This is a genomic window from Leeia oryzae DSM 17879 (assembly GCF_000376945.1).
Classification (GTDB): Bacteria; Pseudomonadota; Gammaproteobacteria; order Burkholderiales; family Leeiaceae; genus Leeia; species Leeia oryzae.
Window position 1 is genome coordinate 299,399 of sequence record NZ_AQXU01000025.1, and the last position, 20,794, is coordinate 320,192.

Here is a 20,794-nt window from a genome sequence, read left to right on the forward strand (position 1 = left end):
CGATATACAGAGGACACGCCATGCCAGACATGACTGAGCACCTGAAACGCTTTTGTGTGTATAACCGGGACATGAACCAGAAGGTATACGCCGCCGCCGCGGCGTTGCCGCAGTCTGAGCTCATGCAAGATCGCGGGGCATTTTTCGGATCCATCTTCGGGACGCTCAACCATCTGGTGGTGGCAGACCGAATCTGGCTGGGCCGCTTTGCCGGAGATCCCCGCTTTGCAGCACTGGCAGAGGTCGTGACCGCGATTCCCGCACCCGACAGCCTCACCCGCCAGATGGCGGCTAACCTGCCGGACTTGCTGGCGCTTCGCCAGCAACTGGATGATGTGCTTGCCCGGTTAGCCGACCTGCTGACCGACGCGCATCTGGATAGCCAATTGGCTTATCGCAACATCCAGGGTGTACCGATGCGCAAGCCGGTATTTGCGGTCCTGTCCCACATGTTCAATCACCAAACCCATCACCGGGGCCAGATCAGCACCCTGCTGTTCCAGGCCGGGCAGGATATCGGCGTGACCGACCTGATTGCCTGGGTGCAGGACATCGAGGCATAAACCGCCATCAGACGTTTGCGCGCGTACCTGCCGCGGTCCATTCCTCGGCCAGTATCCGCGCGGCGGTTTCAATGTCGGCTTCCTTGACCCCGGCATACCCCAGCATCAAGCCCTGACGGGCATGTGCGCCGCCATAATGCAGCGACAGTGCCGGTGCAATGATGCGCCGTTGCAGCAGGCGCTGGCTGAGCTGAACGTCATCTATACCCTCCGGCAGCAAGGTCACCAGATGCAGACCCGCACTGCCGCCACACCACATTGGGGCCTCCCCTAGTGCATCTGCCAGCGAGTGCCGCAGCACCTGTTGTCGTTGCCAGTACAGGCTGCGCATTTTGCGGATATGACTGGCAAACTGGCCACTGCCGAGAAACTCGGCCAGTGCGGCTTGCAGCGGGTACTGCCCTTCTCGGTACAGTCTGGCCTGCAAACGGATCAGCGGCATCGCCAGGCCATCCGGCACCACGATATACGCCAGATGCAAACCGGGATACATCACCTTGCTGAACGTCCCCATGTAAATGGTGCGCCCGGCATCATCCAGCCCCTGCAACGCCGCTAGCGGCGGGCCGTGGTAACGGAACTCGCTGTCGTAGTCATCTTCCAGAATCCAGCTATCGTGTGCGCGGGCATAGGCCAGCAAGGCCCGACGTCTGGGCAGGCTCATCACGCATCCCATCGGGTATTGGTGCGAGGGGGTGATATAGATCAGCCGGGGGGCTGGCAACGTGGGGGAGGCCTCCCAGTTGAGCCCCTCGTCATCCACCGGGATCGGGTGCAGGGTCGATCCGGCGGCCAGCAAAGCCGAGCGGGCGCCGTTATAACCCGGGTCTTCCAACCAGACATCGTCACCATGGTCGGTCAGCCCTCTGGCCAGCAAGTCCAGGGATTGCTGCGTACCGGAGGTGATGATGACCTGTTCCGGCCGACATTGCAGCGCACGTGTCAGCCGCAGATGCTGGCTTAGCGCCACCTTGAGTTCATGCACGCCCCCCTCTCTAGGGTAAGACAGCCAGGTTCTGTCGGGCAGGCGATGCATCTGCTGTACCAGGCGCTGCCATTTGAGCAGCGGGAAATCATCGATGGCCGGCACACCGGGCATAAAGGCGCCCGTACCACCACTGATCCGCGGGCTCATGAACTGCTGCCCGAGGACATCATGCGCCCTGCGGGACAACACTGGTGCAACAGGGTCTGGCAAGCGCTCGGCCACTTTGCGCTGTGCCTTGCCGGCAGCGCTCCCGGCGGGCATACGGGTAGTAGCGATATAGGTACCATCACCGGTGCGGGTTTCGACAAACCCCTCGACCTGCAGCTGTTCAAACGCAAACAGCACGGTATTGCGGGCGATATTCAATGCATCGGCCAATTGTCGGGTGGCGGGCAGTTTGGCCCCTGCCGGCAAATCCCCCAGCAAGATGCGCTGACGCAGCAGCCGGTACAAGCGCTTGTTCATGGGCATGCCCGGGTTCTGCTGGAGATCCAGCACCAGCCCCGCCTGCAAGGCCTCGACAGCTACTTTCATCTCACCCATCACCATATTGGCACCATCAACAAAATAAAAATTGGCACTACAAACAGAACCATTATGACGATATTGTGTAGAGAATCCAGACAAAAGGCAAATCATGTACGCGGCGACATTCATCTTCCGGAAAAAGCAGTTTGATGACACATTTCATCAGCTCGATGCACAAATCGCCACCATGGCAAAACAGATCGAGGGGTATATCGGTGAGGAATCCTGGGAGAACCCGAGCAACGGACACATTGCCAATACCTATTACTGGGAAACCATGGAGGCCTTGCAACTGCTGATTCGCCACCCCCTGCATCAGCAGGCCAAAGCACAACAGGCTGCCTGGCTGGATGGTTATGAGGTGGTGATTTATCAAGTACTGCAACGCTATGGTGACAATCAGCTGGACCACCCGCTACACAACTGGAAAGGACCCAAGATGGATACGACACGCGACGCCCAGATAGCGCATTATGAACACAAACTGGCCTATGAAATGGACTCGGCCGATGTCAAGGTCGCGTTAGACAAAGGGGAAAAACTGGTGATTGTGGATGCCAGAAGCAGCGATGCCTTTGCTGCCGAGCACATTCCGGGCGCCATCAGCCTGCCCCATCGCCTGATGGACGAATCCAGCACCCAAGAACTGGACAAAAACACACTGTACGTCACCTACTGTGACGGCATCGGCTGCAATGCATCGACCAAAGGTGCGCTGAAACTGGCAAAGCTTGGATTTAATGTCAAAGAGCTGATCGGTGGCATCGACTGGTGGAAACGGGATGGTTATGCCGTCGAAACCGGCGCGGCCTGCCGCATCGGCTGCGGTTGTAACTAGGCGGAACACCTCATGAGCAACTTGCGCCTTCCCTATCACGAATTATCGGAAGCGGCCTTGCAAGGCTTGCGGTCGGTCAAGAAATATCTGGAGCAATCCAGCCTTGACCGTCGCCTGCTGGAACTGGTGTATTTGCGTGTCTCGCAGATCAACGGCTGCGCCTTTTGTCTGGACATGCACAGCAAAGCCCTGCGGGCACACAACGAGTCCCAGCAACGTCTGGATGCGCTGGCGGGCTGGCATGCCAGCAGCTTGTTCAGCGCGCGGGAACGGGCGGCGTTGCAATGGGCAGAATCCCTGACGCACGTCAGCCAGACCCATGCGCCAGACGCCGACTACCTGCCATTGACCCAGCATTTTAGCGACCAGGAAATCTCCGACCTGACCTTTGCCATTGCCAACATGAATGCGCTCAACCGTCTCGCCATCGGCATGCGGCAATAAGCCCGTCCATCCGCCAACAGGAAACACCTTATGACAATTCATATCCGCCTCGCCACCCTGCAGGATATCCCGGCACTGGCGCCGCTTTTTGATGCCTACCGGCAATTTTACGAGCAGCCTTCGGATATCGGTTTGGCGACAGATTATCTGCGCACCAGACTTACCAACCAGGAGTCCGTGATTCTGGTGGCCAGCAACGCCGAACAGCAACTGACCGGGTTTTGCCAGCTTTATCCCAGCTTCTGTTCTGTCATCGCCGCCCCGATTTATGTCTTGTATGACTTGTTTGTCAGCCCGGGCGCCCGGCAAACCGGCACAGGAAAACGGTTGATGCAGGCAGCCGAAGCGGAAGGCATCCGGGCGGGTAAACGCCGGCTGGACTTGACCACGGCCAAAACCAACCTGACGGCACAGGCACTTTATGAAGGATGTGGCTGGGAACGGGATAAAGTCTTTCTCACCTACAACAAGAACCTGTAAGTCATTCGCTGATACCCGAGGGATCTTCACGACTCATTGTGCGCCGGCTGGTCCTCCTGCCGGATATCACCGGCAAAGCAGATGTGCGGGCTTGGCAACTGTTTGGCAATATACATGGCTGAATCAGCCTGCTGGATCACCTCACTGATGGTGGCGCCATCGTCCGGATAAATCGAAATTCCCAGACTGCCAGAGACGGACAGGGTGACGCCGTTAAAACTACAGGGGGTCTCTACAGCATGCAGCAAGCGCTCGGCCAGATCCCGCAAGCTGCCATGCGGCTGCAGTTCGGATAACAGGATCACGAACTCGTCCCCACCCTGCCGGCATACCGTATCAGCCGCCCGGACAATGGTTTGCAACTGCCCGGCAACGGCTTGCAAGACGGCGTCCCCCGCTTCATGACCATACTGGTCATTGATCGGCTTGAATTTGTCCAGATCCAGAAACAGAATGGCAAACCGCCGATTGTAGCGTTTGGCCTGTTCCAGCAATTGCTCCGCCCGCTCGATCAGCGCCGCCCGGTTTGGCAAACCGGTCAGATAGTCATGCAGGGCCAGAAAACGGATTCTCTCTTCTGCCTGATGTCGCTCGGTCACATCCTGGAACATGCCCAGATAATTCACCACCTCCCCCTGATCGTTCAGAATCTGGGTAATCTGCAAGCGTTCGGTATACACACTGCCGTCCTTGCGGCGGTTCACCAGCTCGCCTTCCCATGACCCCTTGCTGGCAAGCTGTTGCCACATGTCCTGATAAAACGCATCGCCCTGCCCCGGCCCTTTCAGGAAGCGGGGATTGCGACCCAGCGCCTCCTCCTCGGAATACCCGGTCAACCGGGTAAAACCGGGATTCACCGCAATCAGATTATTGTGGCTGTCTGTCACCATGATACCGTTGGGACTGGCTTTGAACACGTTATCCGACAGGCGCATGGTCTCGGCGATGGCCCGCTGCTCGGTGATGTCTTCCAGCGCAAAGACCACCCCGCTGACATTGCCTTCCATGCTCCACATGGGGCGACCAGTGAGTTTGCCCCAGAACAGGCGGCCATCCCGGCGCACGCATTGCAGTTCCAGCGAGAAATTGGTTTTGTCTTTCTGATACAGCAGTTTCAAATGAGACAACACCTTGCCCTGATCTTCAGGTTTGATCATCTCGATAAAGGCAGCCCCCTTGGGTTCATCGCCGGCGGGTATCAGCATAATGTCCGAGAGCCGCTTGTTGGCATGCTGGATCACCCCTTGCGGGTCCACCAGAAAAATGGCCACACTGGAACTGTCATAAATCGCCAGCAGCAAGCTGCCCTGCTCGGCCAAAGCCCGGTTACCCTGCGCCACTCTGGCAAGGGAGGCAGCGGCAAACTGGTGCCGGGAGGCCGACATCCAGGCCAGGGTCGCCAGCAAAAAGGACAAGATGATGCCGGAAACGCCAAAAACATAGCTGTCCCGGTTAATCGATACCCCCAGCCAGTCGGACAATCTTGACTGAAACACATAGGTCCAGCGCCCCTCAAACAGATCCGAATGGACAACAAAGGTAACCTTGTCACCTTCGGTTTCCGGCTCGCCCAGCACGTCCGAAAACATCAGGGCATCCGGTTTGACCGTATCACCGTCATAAACCTGCAAATGCATTTTCAAGGCATGCTCTTCCGCCTCTGTATGCCAGAAACCTTGCAACAACACCTGAATGTTCAGTGCAGCAAATGTCCATCCCTGCAATGCTTTTTGCCGTAATGCCGGCGTGGCAGGCTGGTTGCCTGAGGTGTATACCGGCAATATCAGAATGGTTTTACGGGCATCCTTCTGGCCGAACATATCCTCGCCGACCAGTCGTCCCGACAAAACGGGCTCGGCACTATCCCTGGATTGCAAGGCCGCCCAGCGGCGTGCCGGGTCCATCAGAAAGTCTTCGCCCAGGCGGGTCGTAGAAAAGTGGGCAAACGAGGTGAGATACACCACCGGGGCATATTCCCGGCGGACACCGCGCGGCGTAATTTCAAACCAGGGGGCCCCATCGGCATGAATGGCGTCCAGCATGGACGGCACCTGGTCGTGCGGCATCATTTGCACATAACCGATGCTTTCGATGCCAGGGTAATGGCTGGACAGCTCAAGACGGCTCACGTAGGACTGGAATTCATCACGGGAAACCTGATTGCTCCCGTTGAACAAACCGCGTACCCCGCGCAATATCTGTGCATTGGCATACAAAGACTGCCTGACCCCCGTGACCAGATCCATTGCATGGTCCCGGAAGGCCTGATTGGCTGCAGCCTGTGCCTGCCCTCTGGCATACATGACCAGCGTAGCGGTCAACAGCATGCCAACCACCAGGATCAGGGCGGGGATGATAAGCATGCGATAACCGGAGGGTAAAGCGTTACGCAAATGAGAGCGCATCTGGCATACCAGTCTGGATTTGTAATTGATGCCCGGACAAGCCGGTGAATCAGGCATCTAGCGTTTCTGAAGTCGCATCCCTGATATTAGCATAGCAAACAGCACGTCAATGTCAGCCAGAATTTTAAATACAATCACGCCCGACACTTCCATCCTGCCTCAAAATGTCCTACTCTGTAAGGCCAGAAACCGTTCCTTGATGAATCTTTTAAAATCATGAGTTTACCCCCCCCAGTAGAACGCACCCTGTTTCACACCCGGCAAGTTGTCTGCCACGGCTACTCCAGAGCGGATGGTTTGTGGGATATCGAAGGCCGGATTGTCGATACCAAATCCTACGAACTGGTGTTTTATGATGGCCGCTACCGCCCGCCGGGCGAACCGCTCCACGACATGACGGTACGCATCACCATCAATGAAGACTTCCTGATTGTCGACGCAGAAGCCTTTACGGCATATGGTCCGTTTATTCCTTGCCCCGAAGTCGCGGTGATGTACAAGAAGCTGATCGGCCTGACCATCGGCCCTGGCTTTACCCGAAAACTGAAAGCCTTGTTTCGCGGTCGTGATGGTTGCACCCATATCACCGAGCTGATGGGGCCCATTGCCACCACGGCCTATCAGACGGTGTCATCCGGGCAGCGCAAACGTCAGCGTGACCAAGGTCTGGATGTACCGTCTACCTCTCCGATCAACATTGCACCGCTGATCAATACCTGTCACGGCTGGCGCAGCGATGGGGACGCCGTCAAAGTGCAATACCCGGATTTTTACCGGGAATCAGAAGCAGACGAAGAGGCGGAAGAAACCAAAGACTAAGCGCTATCTGGCGCCAGGTTTTCTGACGGAATACGCTTGGGGCGGAAATAACCGCTATCGGCATAAAAACCGGCATCCTGCTCCGGATGCCAGCCTGGCACACCCAACACCGGTAGCGGACTGAGATCGCGCGGGTGTTGCAACTGGTCTGATGCCAGGACTGCCGCCAGCCTTGCATCCAGGGTGTCTGCCGTGCCGCATGGCAAAAACAGCGCCTTGGCTGTCCAGCCCCGGAACGGTTGCAAGCCTTTTTCAAACTCGGAATGACCAAACAGGGTGTACGTCAGTGCAGACTGCCCCTGCTCACGTTCTTCCAGCCAGACCCCTTGCCAGTCATGCTGACGCAGCCGGTGGCACCAGCTGTCATCCGTATACTCAACAATCACGCCGCACTCGTCAAACAGCGTCAGGGCATCCCGCATGCGTCCACGACTGGACACCTCGTCCCCGCTGTCGGCATGGCGGGCATTCAGCACCGCCTTGGTTGCCGGAAACCTAAGCCAGCAAAGGGCATTGAACAGGTCGTGCCAGTTCCCGGGTCGGGTCGGCACCAGTCCGCTCTGGAAAATCTGCAGCTCATACGGAAGCGCCTTGAGCGGCGCATCCTGAACCAGAAAACGGATCGGCTGATGCTGTGCGTTCACCACCCCTGCCTCGGCCGCCTGTGCATTCAGCCACGCCAGCGTCGGCCAATCGGCAAACTGCCGGAAGTCTCGCTGCCATCTGGCAAATACTTTGCACCACGGACTCCTGTCCAGCACGTCGGATTGCCAGGCTTGTGGCGAAAATTTACTCATGCATCAACACCAGAAGGGAATGGATAAACAGAAATAGCCAATCTGCCGCTACAGCGATCGGCAGGATTGGCTATCTGGCGGCGCAGGGTCAGGCCTGCGTCCACGATACTCAGGCAGCAGGTTCTGGCGGCAACAAGGCCTTCAGTGCAGCCTGGTAGTTAGGCTCGCTGGTAATTTCATTCACCAGTTCGGCATGCAATACCTTGTCTTCTTCATCCAGCACAATCACGGCTCTCGCCATCAACCCGGACAACGGTACATCGGTAATCATCACGCCATAATCTTTGTAAAAATCACGGCCGCGCATGGACGACAGGGTCATCACATTTTCCAGGCCTTCTGCTGCGCAGGCACGGGCCTGGGCAAATGGCAGATCCGCCGAAATCACCAGTACCACCGTGTTGTCGATCTGGCTGGCAAGCTCATTGAATTTGCGGGCAGATGCCAGACATACCGCAGTATCCAGGCTCGGTACAATGTTCAGTACCTTGCGTTTGCCATAAAAGCTGGATAGCGATACATCGTTCAGATTCTTATCAACCAGCATGAAACTTTTAGCGATATCACCTACGCGCGGGAAAGTTCCCCCCACGTTAACCGGTTCGCCTTTCAGCAATACGGTAGACATTTACTGGTCTCCTTATTCATGGCTCATCAAGCCTTATTGAATCGCCTTGGCCAACATGCCAAGTCATTGTCTAAGCATGGTCGAGAAAGTCAAAAATGGCAAGGCGTCATGACAATCTTTATCCAGTTCACCCGCACTCCGGGTGAATGTACTGCGCCTGGGCAGCTTAACCGATTTCTGCAGCGTAACCGTCGGCATCCAGCAGGCCGGACAAGTCCGCCACATTGGCAGGTTTGATCCGGAACAACCAGGTATGGTACGGGTCACGGTTAACCGCTTCAGGCTCATCCACGGCAGCCGGGTTGATTTCCAGCACTTCACCGGCAATCGGCGCGTACACGTCAGACGCGGCCTTGACGGACTCGACCACGGCACATGCCTCGCCGGCGGCCACTACACGTCCGGTGTCCGGCAATTCAATGTAGACCAGATCCCCGAGCAGCTCCTGGGCATGATCCGAAATACCGACAGTGACCACGCCATTGTCTTCCAGCTTGCACCATTCGTGAGAGGTGGCAAAACGTAACTCTGCAGGGATACTCATATCAGACTCCTGTTTCAGATCAGTGAATAAGGCAACAGCGCCACCCGTCAGGGTGACTGAAACCTGTTACCGGTAAATGGCTTGAACTCTGTATCCAGCCGGGTTCAAGTTATCCAGCAATAAAGGCACATGGATCATCAGCACCGACTTTGCCGCCAGCGTTCCTTTGGCAGCGTCAACCGCCGCCAGATAGTCGTGCGGTGCAAAGTATTTACGCGCGACCGACAGGTCAGCCGTATCGGTCAATGTCAGTTGCAGGTCAGGCAGCGCGACCGGGTAACTGGCCTGATTACGCAGTTCCAGCGACCACATGACAATGCGTGGCGAGGCACTTTTCTCCTCCAGCTCCACATTATCGACTTCCAGCGCCGTGGCGTCCTGTATGCTGGGCAGGCGGCATTTCAGCAGCGGGCAGACGGTCTGCCAGATGCCCATGCTTTCTGGCGCGGCCTTGTACAAGGGCACCCGCCAGATCCAGAGACACTGCATCACAAGCATCAGCGATGCCAATATTGCCAGTATGCGCCATAACCAGCGAAAACGTGGTGGCGGCGGATGAATATCCAGCAAGGCACTCAGATCCAGCTGCGGGGAGGGCAGCTCATCCACTACGCCAACCACAGACTTTGGGGCGTCATGTGCTTTTTGGGCTTGCGTATCCACAATGGCCGCCAAGGCGGGCCGCTGCAAAAACGGGGCCAGATCCAGCTTGGCAGGTGCTTCCGGCTCATCCACATGCTTCCCGGCTGGCGTCGCCACAGCGGTTGCTTCACCTACCGGCACGGCTTCTGCATGATCCACCGCATCGGCCTGCTGCGCCGCTTCTTCAAGTGCATCCACCTGCTGCATGCTTTGCACTTCCAGCGCTTCGATCTTGCCTTTCAGACCATCAGACACCGGTTTGGGTGGCGATGCATCCGTCGGCATTACAGGCGTGACAGCAGGCGTTTCCACCAACGTCCGGGGTGCACCGGGAGAGCGTGGCACGGCCAATTCGGCCGGGAACTCGGTTCTCGGTCCTTCGGCTGGCGGTAACAAGTGGTCCAGCGCGTTAAAGACATAGGCACAACGCCCGCAGCGCACCTTACCGGCCATGGCTGCCAGCTGGTCAGCCTTGACGCGGAATGCCGTTCTGCAGTTGGGGCAGCGTGTCGCGTAATGCATGCTAATCCGGTCAGCGAACCCGAACCGCAGACAAACAGGCCCAGCCTTCTCGGCTATCGGCCAGTTCCAGATCAAACCATGGGGCATAGGCTTCTTGCACCAGGCTGACTTGTTCAACCAGAATGCCAGACAACACGATGTGCCCGCCAGGCTTGACCGATCCGGCCAGTAACGGCGCCAGCGTGCGCAACGGATTGGTCAGAATATTGGCAACCACCACATCGTACGTGCCTACCGGCGCTGCGTCCGGCAGATAAAAGGCGACCTCAACCTGATTCTGCGAGGCATTGTCATGACTGGCCTGCATGGCTTGCGGATCAATATCCACCCCGACAACCGGACCAGCACCCAGTTTCTTGGCGGCAATGGCCAGAATCCCGGAGCCACAACCGTAATCCAGTACGGTCACGCCTTTTGGCAGATGACGATCTAGCCATTCCAGACACAAGCGGGTGGTCGGGTGACTGCCGGTCCCAAATGCCAGGCCCGGGTCCAGCCACAGATTGACGGTTCCCTCGCCCGGGGCATCATGCCAGGTCGGGGTAATCCAGAGACGGTCAGAAATCCGGATCGGGTCAAACTGGCTCTGGGTCAGACGTACCCAGTCCTGCTCGGCCACCACTTCGGCGGTGTAGGGAGGCAACTCTGCCCAGCCAAGGCCTTCTTGCAGCGCAGCCAGCCATTCCGTCGGCTCGCTGTCTTCCGGCAACAGGGCCACCACCCGGCTGTCATGCCACAGTGTATCTACGGCCTCGCCGGGCTCGTTGAACAGCGGCTGTTCCTGATCCGTGCCTGCGTGCGCATCTTCGATGCTGACCGACAGGGCACCCAGTTCAAACAAGGCATCCGACAATGTTTCTGCCTCACGACTGGAAGACAGGATAGCTAATGAAACCCAACTCATGGCAAATTCCAATTCATAACAGGCACCATAATGCCATGCACAATTCAATAAGTAAAAACGCCGTACAGCTTAGTAATACGCCATTCGGATGATTGCGGGCCTTCGATGGCGCTCAGTCGTGCTGACGCAAGGCCTGAAAACCGACTTCCAGATCCGCCATCAGATCATCTACCGACTCCAGCCCGACATGAATCCGGGCCATGGCCGACGACCAGTCTGCCGCGGTCACAGTGCGGGTCCGGGCGGGCCGTGAAGCCAGAATCAGGCTTTCATAACCACCCCAGCTATAGCCGATACCAAACAGGCGTACCGAGTCCACCAGGGCTTCTACTGCCTCATGGCTCACGCCCGGCTTGAACACGACGCCCATCAGGCTGGCGGCAAACTGCGGGTTAAAGTCCCGCTTCCAGAGATCGTGCCCGGGACTGCCAGGCAGTGGCGGATACAAGACCTCAGCCACTTCTGGCTGGTTCTTGAGCCAGCGCGCAACGACCAGCCCCGCTTGCGCATGTGCCGCCATACGGGTAGTCAAGGTTCTGAGCCCGCGCAAAGCGAGAGACGCTTCGTCTGCACTGACCGCAATCCCCAGCAAGGTGTGTACGCGCCGGATCTGTTTGAATGTTTCACCAGACCCCAGAATGGCACCCAGCATCACGTCTGAATGCCCGCCAATATATTTGGTGGCTGCGTGCAGGCTGACATCAACACCCAGCTCGGTCGCATGCCAGCCAATCGGCGTAGCCCAGGTACTGTCGGACACCACCAGCACGCCACGTTCGTGTGCAACCTCTGCAATGGCAGGAATATCCTGCACCTCGAAGGTATGCGAACCTGGCGACTCGACAAAGATCACCTTGGTTGTCGGCAAGATCAGCGACTCAATGTCGGCGCCCATGGTCGGCCGGTAATATGTGGTCACAATCCCCAGCGGCTTTAGCAGGTTTTCGCAGCAGTTCCGGGTGGGGTCATAGACACTGTCTGGCATCAGCAGATGGTCACCGGGCTGTAGCAACCCCAGCAACGTGGTCGTCACGGCAGAAAGGCCGGATGGCGTCAGCAGACAGCTTTCCATGCCTTCGAGTTCACACAGGACTTGTTCCAGCGCCGCATGGGTTTCGGTGCCATAACGGCCATACGACTTGCGCGACCCGGCCGCTGCATGCAGTGCGCGGGTATCCGGAAACAATTGCGTTGATGCCCGTATCACGCCCGGATTGACCGGTCCCTGAACGGTTTTATCTGCACGTCCCGCGTGAGTTACCGTGGTGGCGGGTTGGTACTTGCGTGTCGAATCTGACATGTCTGCTACTTTCTATGTTGATGCCCCCGTCAGGAAGCCCAGCTCACCATGCCCCAGTACCACGTGGCCAGAATCACACCGCCAAACAGCATACGGTACCAGGCAAACACGCCAAAATCGTGCCGGGCCACAAACCGCAACAAGCCACGAACCGCCGCAAATGCGCTGATAAAGGCCACCAGCGAGCCAACGGCAAACACCATCCAGTCGGCGTGAGTCAGGATGACGGCGGCTTCGCCCGCTTTCGGATGAATCACGCCCCAGGTTTCCTTGAGGGTGGCCGCAAACATCACCGGAATCGCCAGAAAGAACGAAAACTCGGTCGCCGCCCTGCGGGACAGGCCAAACAGCAAACCACCAATGATGGTCGCACCACTGCGGCTGGTACCGGGAATCAGCGCCAGCGCCTGGGCCATACCCACTTTCAGGGCGTCCAGCGGTGACATGTCATCCACCTCATGTACGCGGATACGGTGTTCGCGCTTCTCTGCCCACAAAATCACCACCCCGCCGACCACCAGCGCCACCGCGACCGATACCGGGTTAAACAGGTGTTCCTTGATCTTCTTGATAAACAGCACGCCCAGAATCGCTGCCGGCAGAAAAGCGATGATCAGGTTCAGCACAAAGCGTCTGGCGCGCGGTTGGCTGGGCAACTTGCTCACAACATCAACGATCTTGTGGCGGTACTCCCAGCAGACGGCCAGAATGGCAGCCAGCTGGATCACGATCTCAAATACATCGGCCTTGTCTTTGGTCCAGAAATTCAGCAGGTCACCGGCAATGATCAGGTGCCCGGTACTCGACACCGGCAAAAACTCGGTCAGACCTTCCACCAGGCCCATGACGGCAGCCTTCAGCAGCAAAATGGTATCCAAGGGATTCATTCCATTCATTGTAGATAGAAAAACTCAAATCAAAAGAAGCATCTCGTCGAGATGCTTCTTTTGTCGGACTTGCGTAATTTAGCGGTACGTGCGGCGGTTCTTCCAGACCGGATCGCGCAGCGAACCCGGAATCTCATCGACTACCCCCATCACCAGCGCAAACAGGGCCATCCGTACCGGAATGCCGTTATCTGTCTGGCGGAAAATGGCCAGTTGCGGGTGATCATTCAAGTCGTTGTTAAGTTCGCAGTTGTCTGTACGGTTATCGCGCGGCAGCGGGTGCATCAACACGGTATCCGGACGACAGACGCGGCCAAATACATCGCGGTTGATGGTGTAGCTGCCACGGAAGCGTTCGGCGTCTTCCGGGTTCGGGAAGCGTTCTTCCTGAATGCGGGTGGTATACACCGCATCCACATTGGCCAGTCCCTCTTCCAGATTGGCGGTCTGATTGACCTGGTGCCCACGGGACTTCAGGTAGTCAATCAGGGGTTGCGGCATTTGCAGTTCGTCCGGCGCCACCAGATTGAAGGTGATACCGTTAAAGAGGGCCAGCAGCTTGGCCAGTGAACGCACCGCACGGCCATATTTCAGATCACCTACCAACGCAATGCGAATGCCGTCAAACTGGTCGGCGCTACGCCCCAGTTCTTTTTTCAGGGTGTACAGGTCCAGCAACGCTTGGGTCGGGTGTTCGCCAGGACCGTCGCCACCGTTAATCACCGGTACGCAGCTGGCCTCAGAAAACTCCTTGACGGCGCCCAGCCTCGGATGACGCACCACCATGACATCGGCGTAGCCGGAAATCACGCGGCTGGTATCGAAAATGGACTCGCCTTTAGCAAAGCTGGAGAACTCGAAGCCGGTGGTATCCAGTACCCGGCCACCCAGGCGCGAGAACGCCGCACCAAAACTGATACGGGTACGGGTAGATGGCTCGAAGAACAGATTGGCCAGCACGGCACCGTTCAGCACCTGTGTCACTTTACTGCCTTGGGCCACAGGCTCCAGCAGCTCTGCCGTTCTGAAAACGGTCGCGATATCTTCACGTGACAATTGTTCGGCAGAGATCAAGTGGCTACCGAGAAATTCCATGACTGACTACTCCTTGCTTTCCGGGATCCGGCTGATCTCGGGCGGATAATGATCAAAAAAATCTTGCAGAATCTGTTGTGCGGCCAGCTGGTCCAGCTTGCCTTTGTGCTGCTTTGACTTCACCTGCTGCTCATGCAGCAAGCGGGTCGCGATACTGGAGGTATATTGCTCGTCTACCCAGCTGACGGGCAGGTTGAAACGGCCAAACAGGCGGCGGCCAAATTTTTCTGCCAGCGCCGCGACCGGGTGTGGATTGCCATCCGGGTAAGCCGGGCGTCCCACCACCAGCCACACCGGCTGCCACTCCTGGATGAGGGATTCGATCACCTCAAACCGCCGGTCGGTAGCGGCGTCTGCAATCACCTGCAAGGGCGTTGCCAACCCCATGGTGATATCGCCGGTGGCAACACCAAGGCGGGCCTCGCCAAAGTCAAACCCCAGCACCGTGCCCGAGGCAGGTATCGGCCAGTCACTTCTCGGGAGCAGCGGGGCAGGAAACGGCGTTTGCGACATGCTCAGGCGTGCCCGGCCTGATCAGACAGGTTGAGCAGGTCAATACCCAGTGAGGCCATCGCCGCTTCAAAACGTTCATCGGCAGGCACTTCGAAAATCACGTCCTGCCGGGCAGGCACGGTCAGCCAGGCATTCTGGGCAATTTCGTCTTCCAGCTGGCCAGCATCCCAACCGGCGTAGCCAAGCGTCAGCATGAACTGTTCCGGCCCCTGCTTCTGGCTAATGGCATGCAGAATGTCTTTGGATGTTGTCAGCGCCATGTCCCCGTTCATCGCCATGGTAGACAGCCAGCTGCCCACCGGGCGGTGCAGGACAAACCCGCGGTCCATCTGCACCGGGCCGCCAAAATACACCGGGGTTTTCCCCAGCGCGTCATCTTCCAGCGGCACATCCACCTGCTCGAACAACTCTTTTAACGTAAGATCTGTCGGGCGGTTTACAATAATGCCCAGCGCACCACGCTCGTTATGCTCGCAAATGTAGGCAATACTGCGTACAAAATGCGGATCTTGCATATTGGGCATGGCAATTAAGAAGTGATGGGTAAGATTGACGTTTTCCATGGCACAAATTATCTCACAGCTTGACGCGGATGTGCGCTTGCAAGACTTCGATTCACCCGGCTAATGTGCAAAAAATCAGCTAAAACACCTTATCAACTGATCAATTCTTCCGCAAAGTCTTTGTCTCATGCCTGATCACTCTGCCATCCTCGTCTGGTTTCGCCGCGACCTGCGCCTCCATGACCATGCTGCGCTATACCATGCCTTGCGCACGGGCCCAAAGGTCTATTGTGCGTTTGTCTTTGATACCACCATCCTGTCGAGCCTACCCAGACAGGACAAGCGCGTCAGTTTCATCTGGGAAAGCTGCCGCCAGCTGGATGCCGAATTGCGCCAGGCGGGCAGCCAATTGCTGTTTTTGCACGGCGACCCCGTCCGGGAAATCCCGGCGCTGGCCCGGCAGCTGAATGTCAGCCATGTTATGTGCAACCGGGACTACGAACCTGATGCTATCCGGCGTGACGAACAGGTAGCACATGCCTTGCAAGCGGCAGGTGTTCGCTTCGACAGTTATAAGGATCAGGTGATTTTCGAGCAGGACGAGGTCCTGACCCAAAGCGGCACGCCTTATAGCGTCTTTACCCCTTACAAAAATGCCTGGCTCAAGCGCCTGACGCCATTTTTCCTGCAAAGCTATCCATGTCGCCCGGCCCCCGGCCAACTGGCAGCTACCGGTAACTACCAGCAACCCTCGTTGACGGAACTCGGCTTTGAGGTCATCGACCTGGCCGCCGGCCATATTTTCCCGGGTAGCCAAGGGGCAGAAAAAACCTGGCTGGACTTCACCCAGCGCTTGCCGGTCTATCACCAGACACGCGATTTTCCGGCGATCAAGGGTCCGTCCTATCTGTCGGTACATTTGCGTTTTGGCACCATCTCGATACGCCAGCTGGTGGCGTTTGCGGTTCAGGAGGGTAGCGCTGGCGCTCAAACCTGGCTAAGCGAACTCATCTGGCGGGACTTTTATCACCAGATTCTCTGGCACTTCCCCCACGCTGCCACCACGGCATTCAAGGCGGACTATCAATCGCTGGTGTTTCCGAACAATCCCCACTGGCTGGCGGCCTGGAAAGCCGGCCAGACCGGTTACCCGATTGTCGATGCGGCCATGCGGCAGTTGAACCAAAGCGGCTATATGCACAATCGCCTACGCATGATTGCGGCTTCATTTCTGGTCAAGGATTTGTTGATTGACTGGCGGCTGGGTGAAGCCTATTTTGCAGAGAAACTGCTGGATTTTGACCTGGCAGCCAATAATGGCGGCTGGCAGTGGTCGGCCAGTACCGGCTGCGATGCGCAACCTTACTTCCGCATCTTCAACCCCATTAGTCAGAGCGAGAAATTTGACGCCGCCGGCAAGTTCATTCGTCGCTATGTGCCGGAACTGGCCAATCTGTCAGACAAGGCTATTCACGCACCCTGGCAGGCCAGCCCGATCGAACTGGCAGCAGCTGGCGTTACGCTGGGCAAAGACTATCCGGCACCCATCGTGGACCATGGCGTACAACGCGTGCAGGCACTCGACCTGTTTAAGGCGGCCAAAGGCGGCTAAGTACGGCGGGACCGAACCTATTCGTCACCCAGCTTGCTGGACAATTTGCCCGAGTTCATGAAGGTAAATGTAGAGATGATCGACAAACGGTTGTCATCCCCCAGCAAAGCACGGCTAGGTATCTTGAATGGAGCAGACTGTTTGACAATATGCACAGCCGCCGCATCCAGCCGCTTGTTGCCGGAGCTCTTGATGATTTCGATGCTGTCCATAGAGCCATCCGGCCGAATGGTCACCACCAGTTTGAGCACCCCGTACAGCCCGACCGGGTAGTTCAGCTCACCGACGTGTTCGATCTTGCTTTTCCAGACGCTGTAATACAGGGCTGACTGGCTTTCCAGCGTGCGCGCCGTCACGTATTTGCGGCGGGGCTTCTTCTGGTAAGCCTCATACTCTTTACTGATCTGGGCTTCCAGGCGGGCAATTTCCAGATCCCGCTGCAAGGCATCAGTCCCATCCAGCGTCTGCTCGCCGGGTTGCGGCAAGACTTTTTCGACCAGTTGCACCTGGGTTTTGGCGGCATTTTGCTGATGCACCTGCTCCAGTAGCTCGGCATTCTCTGCACTGAGCGCCTGTTGCTGCTTGCGCATCTGTTCCAGGCTATCCCCGTTCTGATCCTGATCGCGCGCAGGCAGGGGCGATTTGGCCATGCGGTCTTGTTCGGTATTGCCACCCCCGTCCAGGTTGGCCTGCGCCAGCGCCTGCGGATTCACCGGGGCCCTGGCATGCTTGCTGTTGACCAGCACCACTTCCAGCTTTCTGGGCATGTTATTAAGGGCGTGCAGCAGCGGGTCGACAAAATGGGTTTTGATGATGCCGGCGTGCAGCATCAGCGAGACACTCACGGCAAACCAGATAGGCCATACCGGCGTCTTGCGTGGCGGCGCAAATTGCACCATCAGCGCAGGCGTCAGTACGGGCTTGGCGTGTTCTGATCTGGAAGGCATGAATACTCCGGATGATTTGCTGATTCTATGCAAGCCGCAGGCACATGTCACGCATTCGTCATGCTTTCTGCCGGCACTTCATCCACAACGGGCTCAGTCATCTCGGCGTCTTCCTCCTCTTCCACCACCTGCATGCCCTCTTCCAGACGCAGGAAGTGCGCCCTGCACTGGCCTTGCCAGAAATCAATGCTCATGATCTTTACATGCACGCGGGCACCCTGCGTCAGGGTTGGCATGGCTTCCGGCTTGATCACCAGCGGCATGCCATCTACGCGGACCGATGCGCCATCTCGCAGCACCGAGCCACTAATTTCTTCAATGCCTTCCTGCTGCAAATAACGCAGGCACCAATAATGCTCCATACGATTCTGGAAGCCGAGGTACGCGCTGTAAGCGGCATCAAATTCGCGCATGGCGACAAACAGATCCTGGCCTTTGGGGTATGGCGCTTTCTCGCCGGCAATACACGCGATCAATTGCCGCTGATTGATCAGGTCCACCGCGCGCCGCAATGGCGAGCTTGACCATGCGTACTGGGCAACACCCAGCCCCTGATGCGGCTCTGCCCGTGTCGTCATCCGTACTTTGCCCGCGCTCTGGGCACGGTAAATGCCGGGGATATCATGATCTGCCAGCAACTTGCCCCAGTAGCTGTTGGTCAGAATCATCAATTCGGACACCAGCTTGTCGATCGGCGAACCCCGCTTGCGCGGCACAATCGACACATGCTCGCCTTCAATCACAAAGCCATAGTCCAGCTGCGGTGCCCGGTTCGGGTCGGCCTTGCCGCGCGCCACTTCCAGTTGATTGGCGAACTGCCACAGATAGGTCAGCTCTGCCTTGTAGGCATAATCGGCACTATCAACGGCCGCCAGTGTTTCTTCGTTAAAACAGGTCTCCAGCGTGTCATGACGCAGGTTGGCGGCAATGAACACTTGCTCAAGCACCGTCTCCTGCGGAGTCACTTCGCCATCGGCTGAAACCAGCAAATACAAAGACAGCGCCGGGCATGCCTTGCCTTCCTGCAAGGTAAACGCACTGACAAACTCATCCGGCAGCATGGTGATTTTATTGCCCGGCATATACACCGTCGACAAACGGTTCATCACCACCTGATCCAGCTCAGAGCCGACCGGAATCCCCAAAGCCGGCGCGGCAATATGCACGCCAACCCGGACTTGGCCATCAGCCAGCCACTGTACGGAAAACGCATCGTCAATCTCGGTAGTCGATGCATCATCAATCGAAAATGCCTGAACCTGAGCGACAGGCAGTCCATCGCCGGATGACGCCGGCACTTGTACAGGAGCAAAACCTGTGCCGCGCGGGAAGTATTCAAACAGAAATGCACCCAGATGGTAGTCGTGATGATTCACGACACCGCCAGCATCAATCAGCAATTGCAGTGCCGATTTGCCGGACTCGCCCATGGCCTGTTCCAGTGCTTTGTATTCAAGACTGTTTTTATCAGGACGGTACAACAGGGTATTGATATGTGGCGGAAAACGCTCTGGCAACTTGCCGTTGACCAGCTCGGCGACCATTCTGGCCACTTCTTCGGCTTGCAAACGCTTTTTCTCCTGCCCTGCCAGTGCCGCCTTGAGCGACTCTTCAGGGGCAGCCTTGTAGCGCCCTTTACCTTTGCGGTAAAAATACATGGGGGATGCGTGCAAACGGATCACCATCGCCGCCGCATCCAGACTCGGGGCCGGGTTTGCACCAAAGTATTCGGCGGCAAAATCCGCAAAAGCAAACTCTTCTGCCGGTGCCATCTCCCACAGAAAATCGACTTCCAGCTCGGCGGCTTTGGCTTCTGCCGCTTTCATGAAGTCGCCAAGCGGCTCCTTGAACTTCAGCAGTACATTGCCTGCCTTGATTTTACTGCGCTTGCCGCTGATGCTTTCGACCTGTAGCGATGCCTCGGCCTCCGTCATTACGTGGCCAACCTTGAAACTACCTTCTTCTTCAAACAGCACATTCATGGCAATCGCTATAGCTCGAACTTAAAAGAAAGCAATTATACCGGAGTTTGCACACAAACCGCCTGCTGATCGGCAAATGCCATGATTTCGTCAAACCATGTCTCAAAACCTTCAAAGCGATGACTACCCCCTTCCTCCCGGGTCAGCCTGGCGCCGTTAAACTTGCGCACACCAGCCCGGTAATCCAGCACTTCGTCACCCGTCTGGGTCATCAGCCAATAGCGGTCAGGGTTCGTCACCGGTACATCCATCGCCTGCCAGACCGCCAGGTCCAGCTCTGTGAGCTGATATTCGGCACCGGTATAAGGGTTGGTCTGCACCCCGAGCATTTGCCGGAGCAGCGCGGGTGCCTCTACCGCCGGGTTCACCAGAATGGCGGGGAGCTGATAGCGTTCGGCCAGCCAGTGTGCATAAAAACCGCCCAGCGAGCTGCCAATCAGGCACACCGGTTCACGTTGCCGTTCCAGCAAGGCCATCAGGCAGTCGGCGGCATCCATCGACCGGTCTGGCAGGGCCGGCACCAGAAAATCATCGCGCCCCCGGGCACGCCAGAACTCGCCCAGCTGCCAGGCCTTGATAGAGCGAGGACTCGATTGAAAACCATGTAAATAGATCAGCATCGTTGTCATGACCAGCGTTGATTGAAGTCATATCATGGCGGCATCACCACCCGATACACGTAACACCTGACGATATGGGCTATCGTCGGCAATGAAGTGAGCCATACCCCAGACGGGGGCAAGAAAAACCGTGAACAGCAACAGATGAGTACATTAGACGTGCACGACAGTGCATCAGGCAAGATGTATCACAGGCAAGTCTATTGTTACAAAACGCAGACTTGCCTCGCCTC

The 20,794-nt window shown here is 57.2% G+C and carries 21 protein-coding genes; 6 read left to right on the top strand and 15 right to left on the bottom strand.

What is annotated here, in order from left to right:
* Window positions 1-20 precede the first annotated feature (20 nt).
* Window positions 21-563 (top strand): DinB family protein, encoded by a 543-nt coding sequence (locus F552_RS0114830; RefSeq protein ID WP_018152545.1) that lies wholly within the window; start codon window positions 21-23, stop codon window positions 561-563.
* A 7-nt stretch (window positions 564-570) separates the two neighbouring features.
* Here F552_RS0114830 and pdxR read toward each other — a convergent pair whose 3' ends face one another.
* Window positions 571-2,085 carry a MocR-like pyridoxine biosynthesis transcription factor PdxR gene (gene pdxR / locus F552_RS0114835; RefSeq protein ID WP_169333608.1) on the bottom strand — a complete coding sequence of 505 codons (1,515 nt, stop codon included), beginning with the start codon at window positions 2,083-2,085 and terminating at the stop codon, window positions 571-573.
* A gap of 103 nt (window positions 2,086-2,188) precedes the next feature.
* Between pdxR and F552_RS20860 the strand changes: the two genes are divergently transcribed.
* From F552_RS20860 to F552_RS0114850, 3 genes are read left to right on the top strand one after another with little or no spacing between them, the layout of a single operon-like run.
* Window positions 2,189-2,917 carry a rhodanese-like domain-containing protein gene (locus F552_RS20860; protein WP_018152547.1) on the top strand — a complete coding sequence of 243 codons (729 nt, stop codon included), beginning with the start codon at window positions 2,189-2,191 and terminating at the stop codon, window positions 2,915-2,917.
* 12 nt (window positions 2,918-2,929) lie between these two features.
* A complete protein-coding gene (locus F552_RS0114845) occupies window positions 2,930-3,361 on the top strand; it encodes a carboxymuconolactone decarboxylase family protein (protein WP_018152548.1) in 432 nt (143 codons plus the stop codon).
* Window positions 3,362-3,391: 30 nt separating this feature from the next.
* Window positions 3,392-3,841 carry a GNAT family N-acetyltransferase gene (locus tag F552_RS0114850; RefSeq protein ID WP_018152549.1) on the top strand — a complete coding sequence of 150 codons (450 nt, stop codon included), beginning with the start codon at window positions 3,392-3,394 and terminating at the stop codon, window positions 3,839-3,841.
* A 26-nt stretch (window positions 3,842-3,867) separates the two neighbouring features.
* Here F552_RS0114850 and F552_RS20180 read toward each other — a convergent pair whose 3' ends face one another.
* On the bottom strand, window positions 3,868-6,204 hold the full coding sequence (locus tag F552_RS20180; protein ID WP_169333609.1) for a sensor domain-containing diguanylate cyclase: 2,337 nt from the start codon (window positions 6,202-6,204) through the stop codon (window positions 3,868-3,870).
* A 258-nt stretch (window positions 6,205-6,462) separates the two neighbouring features.
* On the opposite strand from F552_RS20180, the gene F552_RS0114865 reads away from it, so the two are divergent.
* Complete coding sequence (locus F552_RS0114865; protein WP_026182775.1) at window positions 6,463-7,065, top strand: DUF2889 domain-containing protein; 603 nt, start codon at window positions 6,463-6,465, stop codon at window positions 7,063-7,065.
* Here the strand turns inward: F552_RS0114865 and F552_RS19560 are convergent.
* From F552_RS19560 to F552_RS0114915, 10 genes are all read right to left on the bottom strand, one after another.
* Window positions 7,062-7,862, bottom strand: coding sequence for a DUF3025 domain-containing protein (locus F552_RS19560; RefSeq protein WP_018152553.1), 801 nt, complete (start codon window positions 7,860-7,862; stop codon window positions 7,062-7,064). The genes F552_RS0114865 and F552_RS19560 overlap by 4 nt on opposite strands.
* 109 nt (window positions 7,863-7,971) lie before the next feature.
* Window positions 7,972-8,490: a thiol peroxidase gene (gene tpx / locus F552_RS0114875; RefSeq protein WP_018152554.1), complete on the bottom strand. Its 519-nt coding sequence runs from the start codon at window positions 8,488-8,490 to the stop codon at window positions 7,972-7,974.
* 166 nt (window positions 8,491-8,656) lie between these two features.
* A complete protein-coding gene (gcvH, locus tag F552_RS0114880) occupies window positions 8,657-9,034 on the bottom strand; it encodes a glycine cleavage system protein GcvH (RefSeq protein WP_018152555.1) in 378 nt (125 codons plus the stop codon).
* Window positions 9,035-9,100: 66 nt separating this feature from the next.
* The gene (locus tag F552_RS0114885; RefSeq protein ID WP_018152556.1) at window positions 9,101-10,198 is read right to left on the bottom strand and encodes a DUF3426 domain-containing protein; all 1,098 of its coding nucleotides are present in this window, start codon (window positions 10,196-10,198) and stop codon (window positions 9,101-9,103) included.
* A gap of 10 nt (window positions 10,199-10,208) precedes the next feature.
* Window positions 10,209-11,102, bottom strand: coding sequence for a 50S ribosomal protein L11 methyltransferase (gene prmA / locus F552_RS0114890; protein WP_026182776.1), 894 nt, complete (start codon window positions 11,100-11,102; stop codon window positions 10,209-10,211).
* Between the two features lie 112 nt (window positions 11,103-11,214).
* The gene (metC, locus tag F552_RS0114895; RefSeq protein WP_018152558.1) at window positions 11,215-12,402 is read right to left on the bottom strand and encodes a cystathionine beta-lyase; all 1,188 of its coding nucleotides are present in this window, start codon (window positions 12,400-12,402) and stop codon (window positions 11,215-11,217) included.
* Window positions 12,403-12,431: 29 nt separating this feature from the next.
* Window positions 12,432-13,280, bottom strand: coding sequence for an undecaprenyl-diphosphate phosphatase (locus tag F552_RS0114900; protein WP_026182777.1), 849 nt, complete (start codon window positions 13,278-13,280; stop codon window positions 12,432-12,434).
* 87 nt (window positions 13,281-13,367) lie between these two features.
* The gene (pyrB, locus tag F552_RS0114905; protein WP_018152560.1) at window positions 13,368-14,384 is read right to left on the bottom strand and encodes an aspartate carbamoyltransferase; all 1,017 of its coding nucleotides are present in this window, start codon (window positions 14,382-14,384) and stop codon (window positions 13,368-13,370) included.
* A gap of 6 nt (window positions 14,385-14,390) precedes the next feature.
* Complete coding sequence (gene ruvX, locus F552_RS0114910) at window positions 14,391-14,897, bottom strand: Holliday junction resolvase RuvX (protein ID WP_018152561.1); 507 nt, start codon at window positions 14,895-14,897, stop codon at window positions 14,391-14,393.
* 2 nt (window positions 14,898-14,899) lie between these two features.
* Window positions 14,900-15,460 carry a YqgE/AlgH family protein gene (locus tag F552_RS0114915; protein ID WP_018152562.1) on the bottom strand — a complete coding sequence of 187 codons (561 nt, stop codon included), beginning with the start codon at window positions 15,458-15,460 and terminating at the stop codon, window positions 14,900-14,902.
* Window positions 15,461-15,587: 127 nt separating this feature from the next.
* On the opposite strand from F552_RS0114915, the gene F552_RS0114920 reads away from it, so the two are divergent.
* Window positions 15,588-17,012 carry a cryptochrome/photolyase family protein gene (locus tag F552_RS0114920; RefSeq protein ID WP_018152563.1) on the top strand — a complete coding sequence of 475 codons (1,425 nt, stop codon included), beginning with the start codon at window positions 15,588-15,590 and terminating at the stop codon, window positions 17,010-17,012.
* A gap of 17 nt (window positions 17,013-17,029) precedes the next feature.
* Here F552_RS0114920 and F552_RS19565 read toward each other — a convergent pair whose 3' ends face one another.
* The 3 genes from F552_RS19565 to F552_RS19570 are packed head-to-tail and all read right to left on the bottom strand — an operon-like array spanning window position 17,030 to window position 20,561.
* The gene (locus F552_RS19565; RefSeq protein WP_018152564.1) at window positions 17,030-17,959 is read right to left on the bottom strand and encodes an energy transducer TonB; all 930 of its coding nucleotides are present in this window, start codon (window positions 17,957-17,959) and stop codon (window positions 17,030-17,032) included.
* 47 nt (window positions 17,960-18,006) lie between these two features.
* Window positions 18,007-19,941 carry a ribonuclease catalytic domain-containing protein gene (locus F552_RS0114930; protein WP_018152565.1) on the bottom strand — a complete coding sequence of 645 codons (1,935 nt, stop codon included), beginning with the start codon at window positions 19,939-19,941 and terminating at the stop codon, window positions 18,007-18,009.
* A gap of 35 nt (window positions 19,942-19,976) precedes the next feature.
* Complete coding sequence (locus F552_RS19570; protein ID WP_018152566.1) at window positions 19,977-20,561, bottom strand: YqiA/YcfP family alpha/beta fold hydrolase; 585 nt, start codon at window positions 20,559-20,561, stop codon at window positions 19,977-19,979.
* Between the last annotated feature and the right edge of the window lie 233 nt (window positions 20,562-20,794).

What these genes read in the sequence shown, in the direction of transcription:
- metC (WP_018152558.1), bottom strand. Translation starts at nt 12,402, where the DNA reads ATGTCAGATTCGACACGCAAGTACCAACCCGCCACCACGGTAACTCAC.
- F552_RS19560 (WP_018152553.1), bottom strand. Translation starts at nt 7,862, where the DNA reads ATGAGTAAATTTTCGCCACAAGCCTGGCAATCCGACGTGCTGGACAGG.
- gcvH (WP_018152555.1), bottom strand. Translation starts at nt 9,034, where the DNA reads ATGAGTATCCCTGCAGAGTTACGTTTTGCCACCTCTCACGAATGGTGC.
- prmA (WP_026182776.1), bottom strand. Translation starts at nt 11,102, where the DNA reads ATGAGTTGGGTTTCATTAGCTATCCTGTCTTCCAGTCGTGAGGCAGAA.
- F552_RS0114930 (WP_018152565.1), bottom strand. Translation starts at nt 19,941, where the DNA reads ATGAATGTGCTGTTTGAAGAAGAAGGTAGTTTCAAGGTTGGCCACGTA.
- F552_RS0114865 (WP_026182775.1), top strand. Translation starts at nt 6,463, where the DNA reads ATGAGTTTACCCCCCCCAGTAGAACGCACCCTGTTTCACACCCGGCAA.
- tpx (WP_018152554.1), bottom strand. Translation starts at nt 8,490, where the DNA reads ATGTCTACCGTATTGCTGAAAGGCGAACCGGTTAACGTGGGGGGAACT.
- F552_RS20860 (WP_018152547.1), top strand. Translation starts at nt 2,189, where the DNA reads ATGTACGCGGCGACATTCATCTTCCGGAAAAAGCAGTTTGATGACACA.
- F552_RS0114845 (WP_018152548.1), top strand. Translation starts at nt 2,930, where the DNA reads ATGAGCAACTTGCGCCTTCCCTATCACGAATTATCGGAAGCGGCCTTG.
- F552_RS19565 (WP_018152564.1), bottom strand. Translation starts at nt 17,959, where the DNA reads ATGCCTTCCAGATCAGAACACGCCAAGCCCGTACTGACGCCTGCGCTG.
- ruvX (WP_018152561.1), bottom strand. Translation starts at nt 14,897, where the DNA reads ATGTCGCAAACGCCGTTTCCTGCCCCGCTGCTCCCGAGAAGTGACTGG.
- F552_RS0114920 (WP_018152563.1), top strand. Translation starts at nt 15,588, where the DNA reads ATGCCTGATCACTCTGCCATCCTCGTCTGGTTTCGCCGCGACCTGCGC.
- F552_RS0114915 (WP_018152562.1), bottom strand. Translation starts at nt 15,460, where the DNA reads ATGGAAAACGTCAATCTTACCCATCACTTCTTAATTGCCATGCCCAAT.
- F552_RS0114885 (WP_018152556.1), bottom strand. Translation starts at nt 10,198, where the DNA reads ATGCATTACGCGACACGCTGCCCCAACTGCAGAACGGCATTCCGCGTC.
- F552_RS20180 (WP_169333609.1), bottom strand. Translation starts at nt 6,204, where the DNA reads ATGCTTATCATCCCCGCCCTGATCCTGGTGGTTGGCATGCTGTTGACC.
- pdxR (WP_169333608.1), bottom strand. Translation starts at nt 2,085, where the DNA reads ATGAAAGTAGCTGTCGAGGCCTTGCAGGCGGGGCTGGTGCTGGATCTC.
- F552_RS0114830 (WP_018152545.1), top strand. Translation starts at nt 21, where the DNA reads ATGCCAGACATGACTGAGCACCTGAAACGCTTTTGTGTGTATAACCGG.
- pyrB (WP_018152560.1), bottom strand. Translation starts at nt 14,384, where the DNA reads ATGGAATTTCTCGGTAGCCACTTGATCTCTGCCGAACAATTGTCACGT.
- F552_RS19570 (WP_018152566.1), bottom strand. Translation starts at nt 20,561, where the DNA reads ATGCTGATCTATTTACATGGTTTTCAATCGAGTCCTCGCTCTATCAAG.
- F552_RS0114850 (WP_018152549.1), top strand. Translation starts at nt 3,392, where the DNA reads ATGACAATTCATATCCGCCTCGCCACCCTGCAGGATATCCCGGCACTG.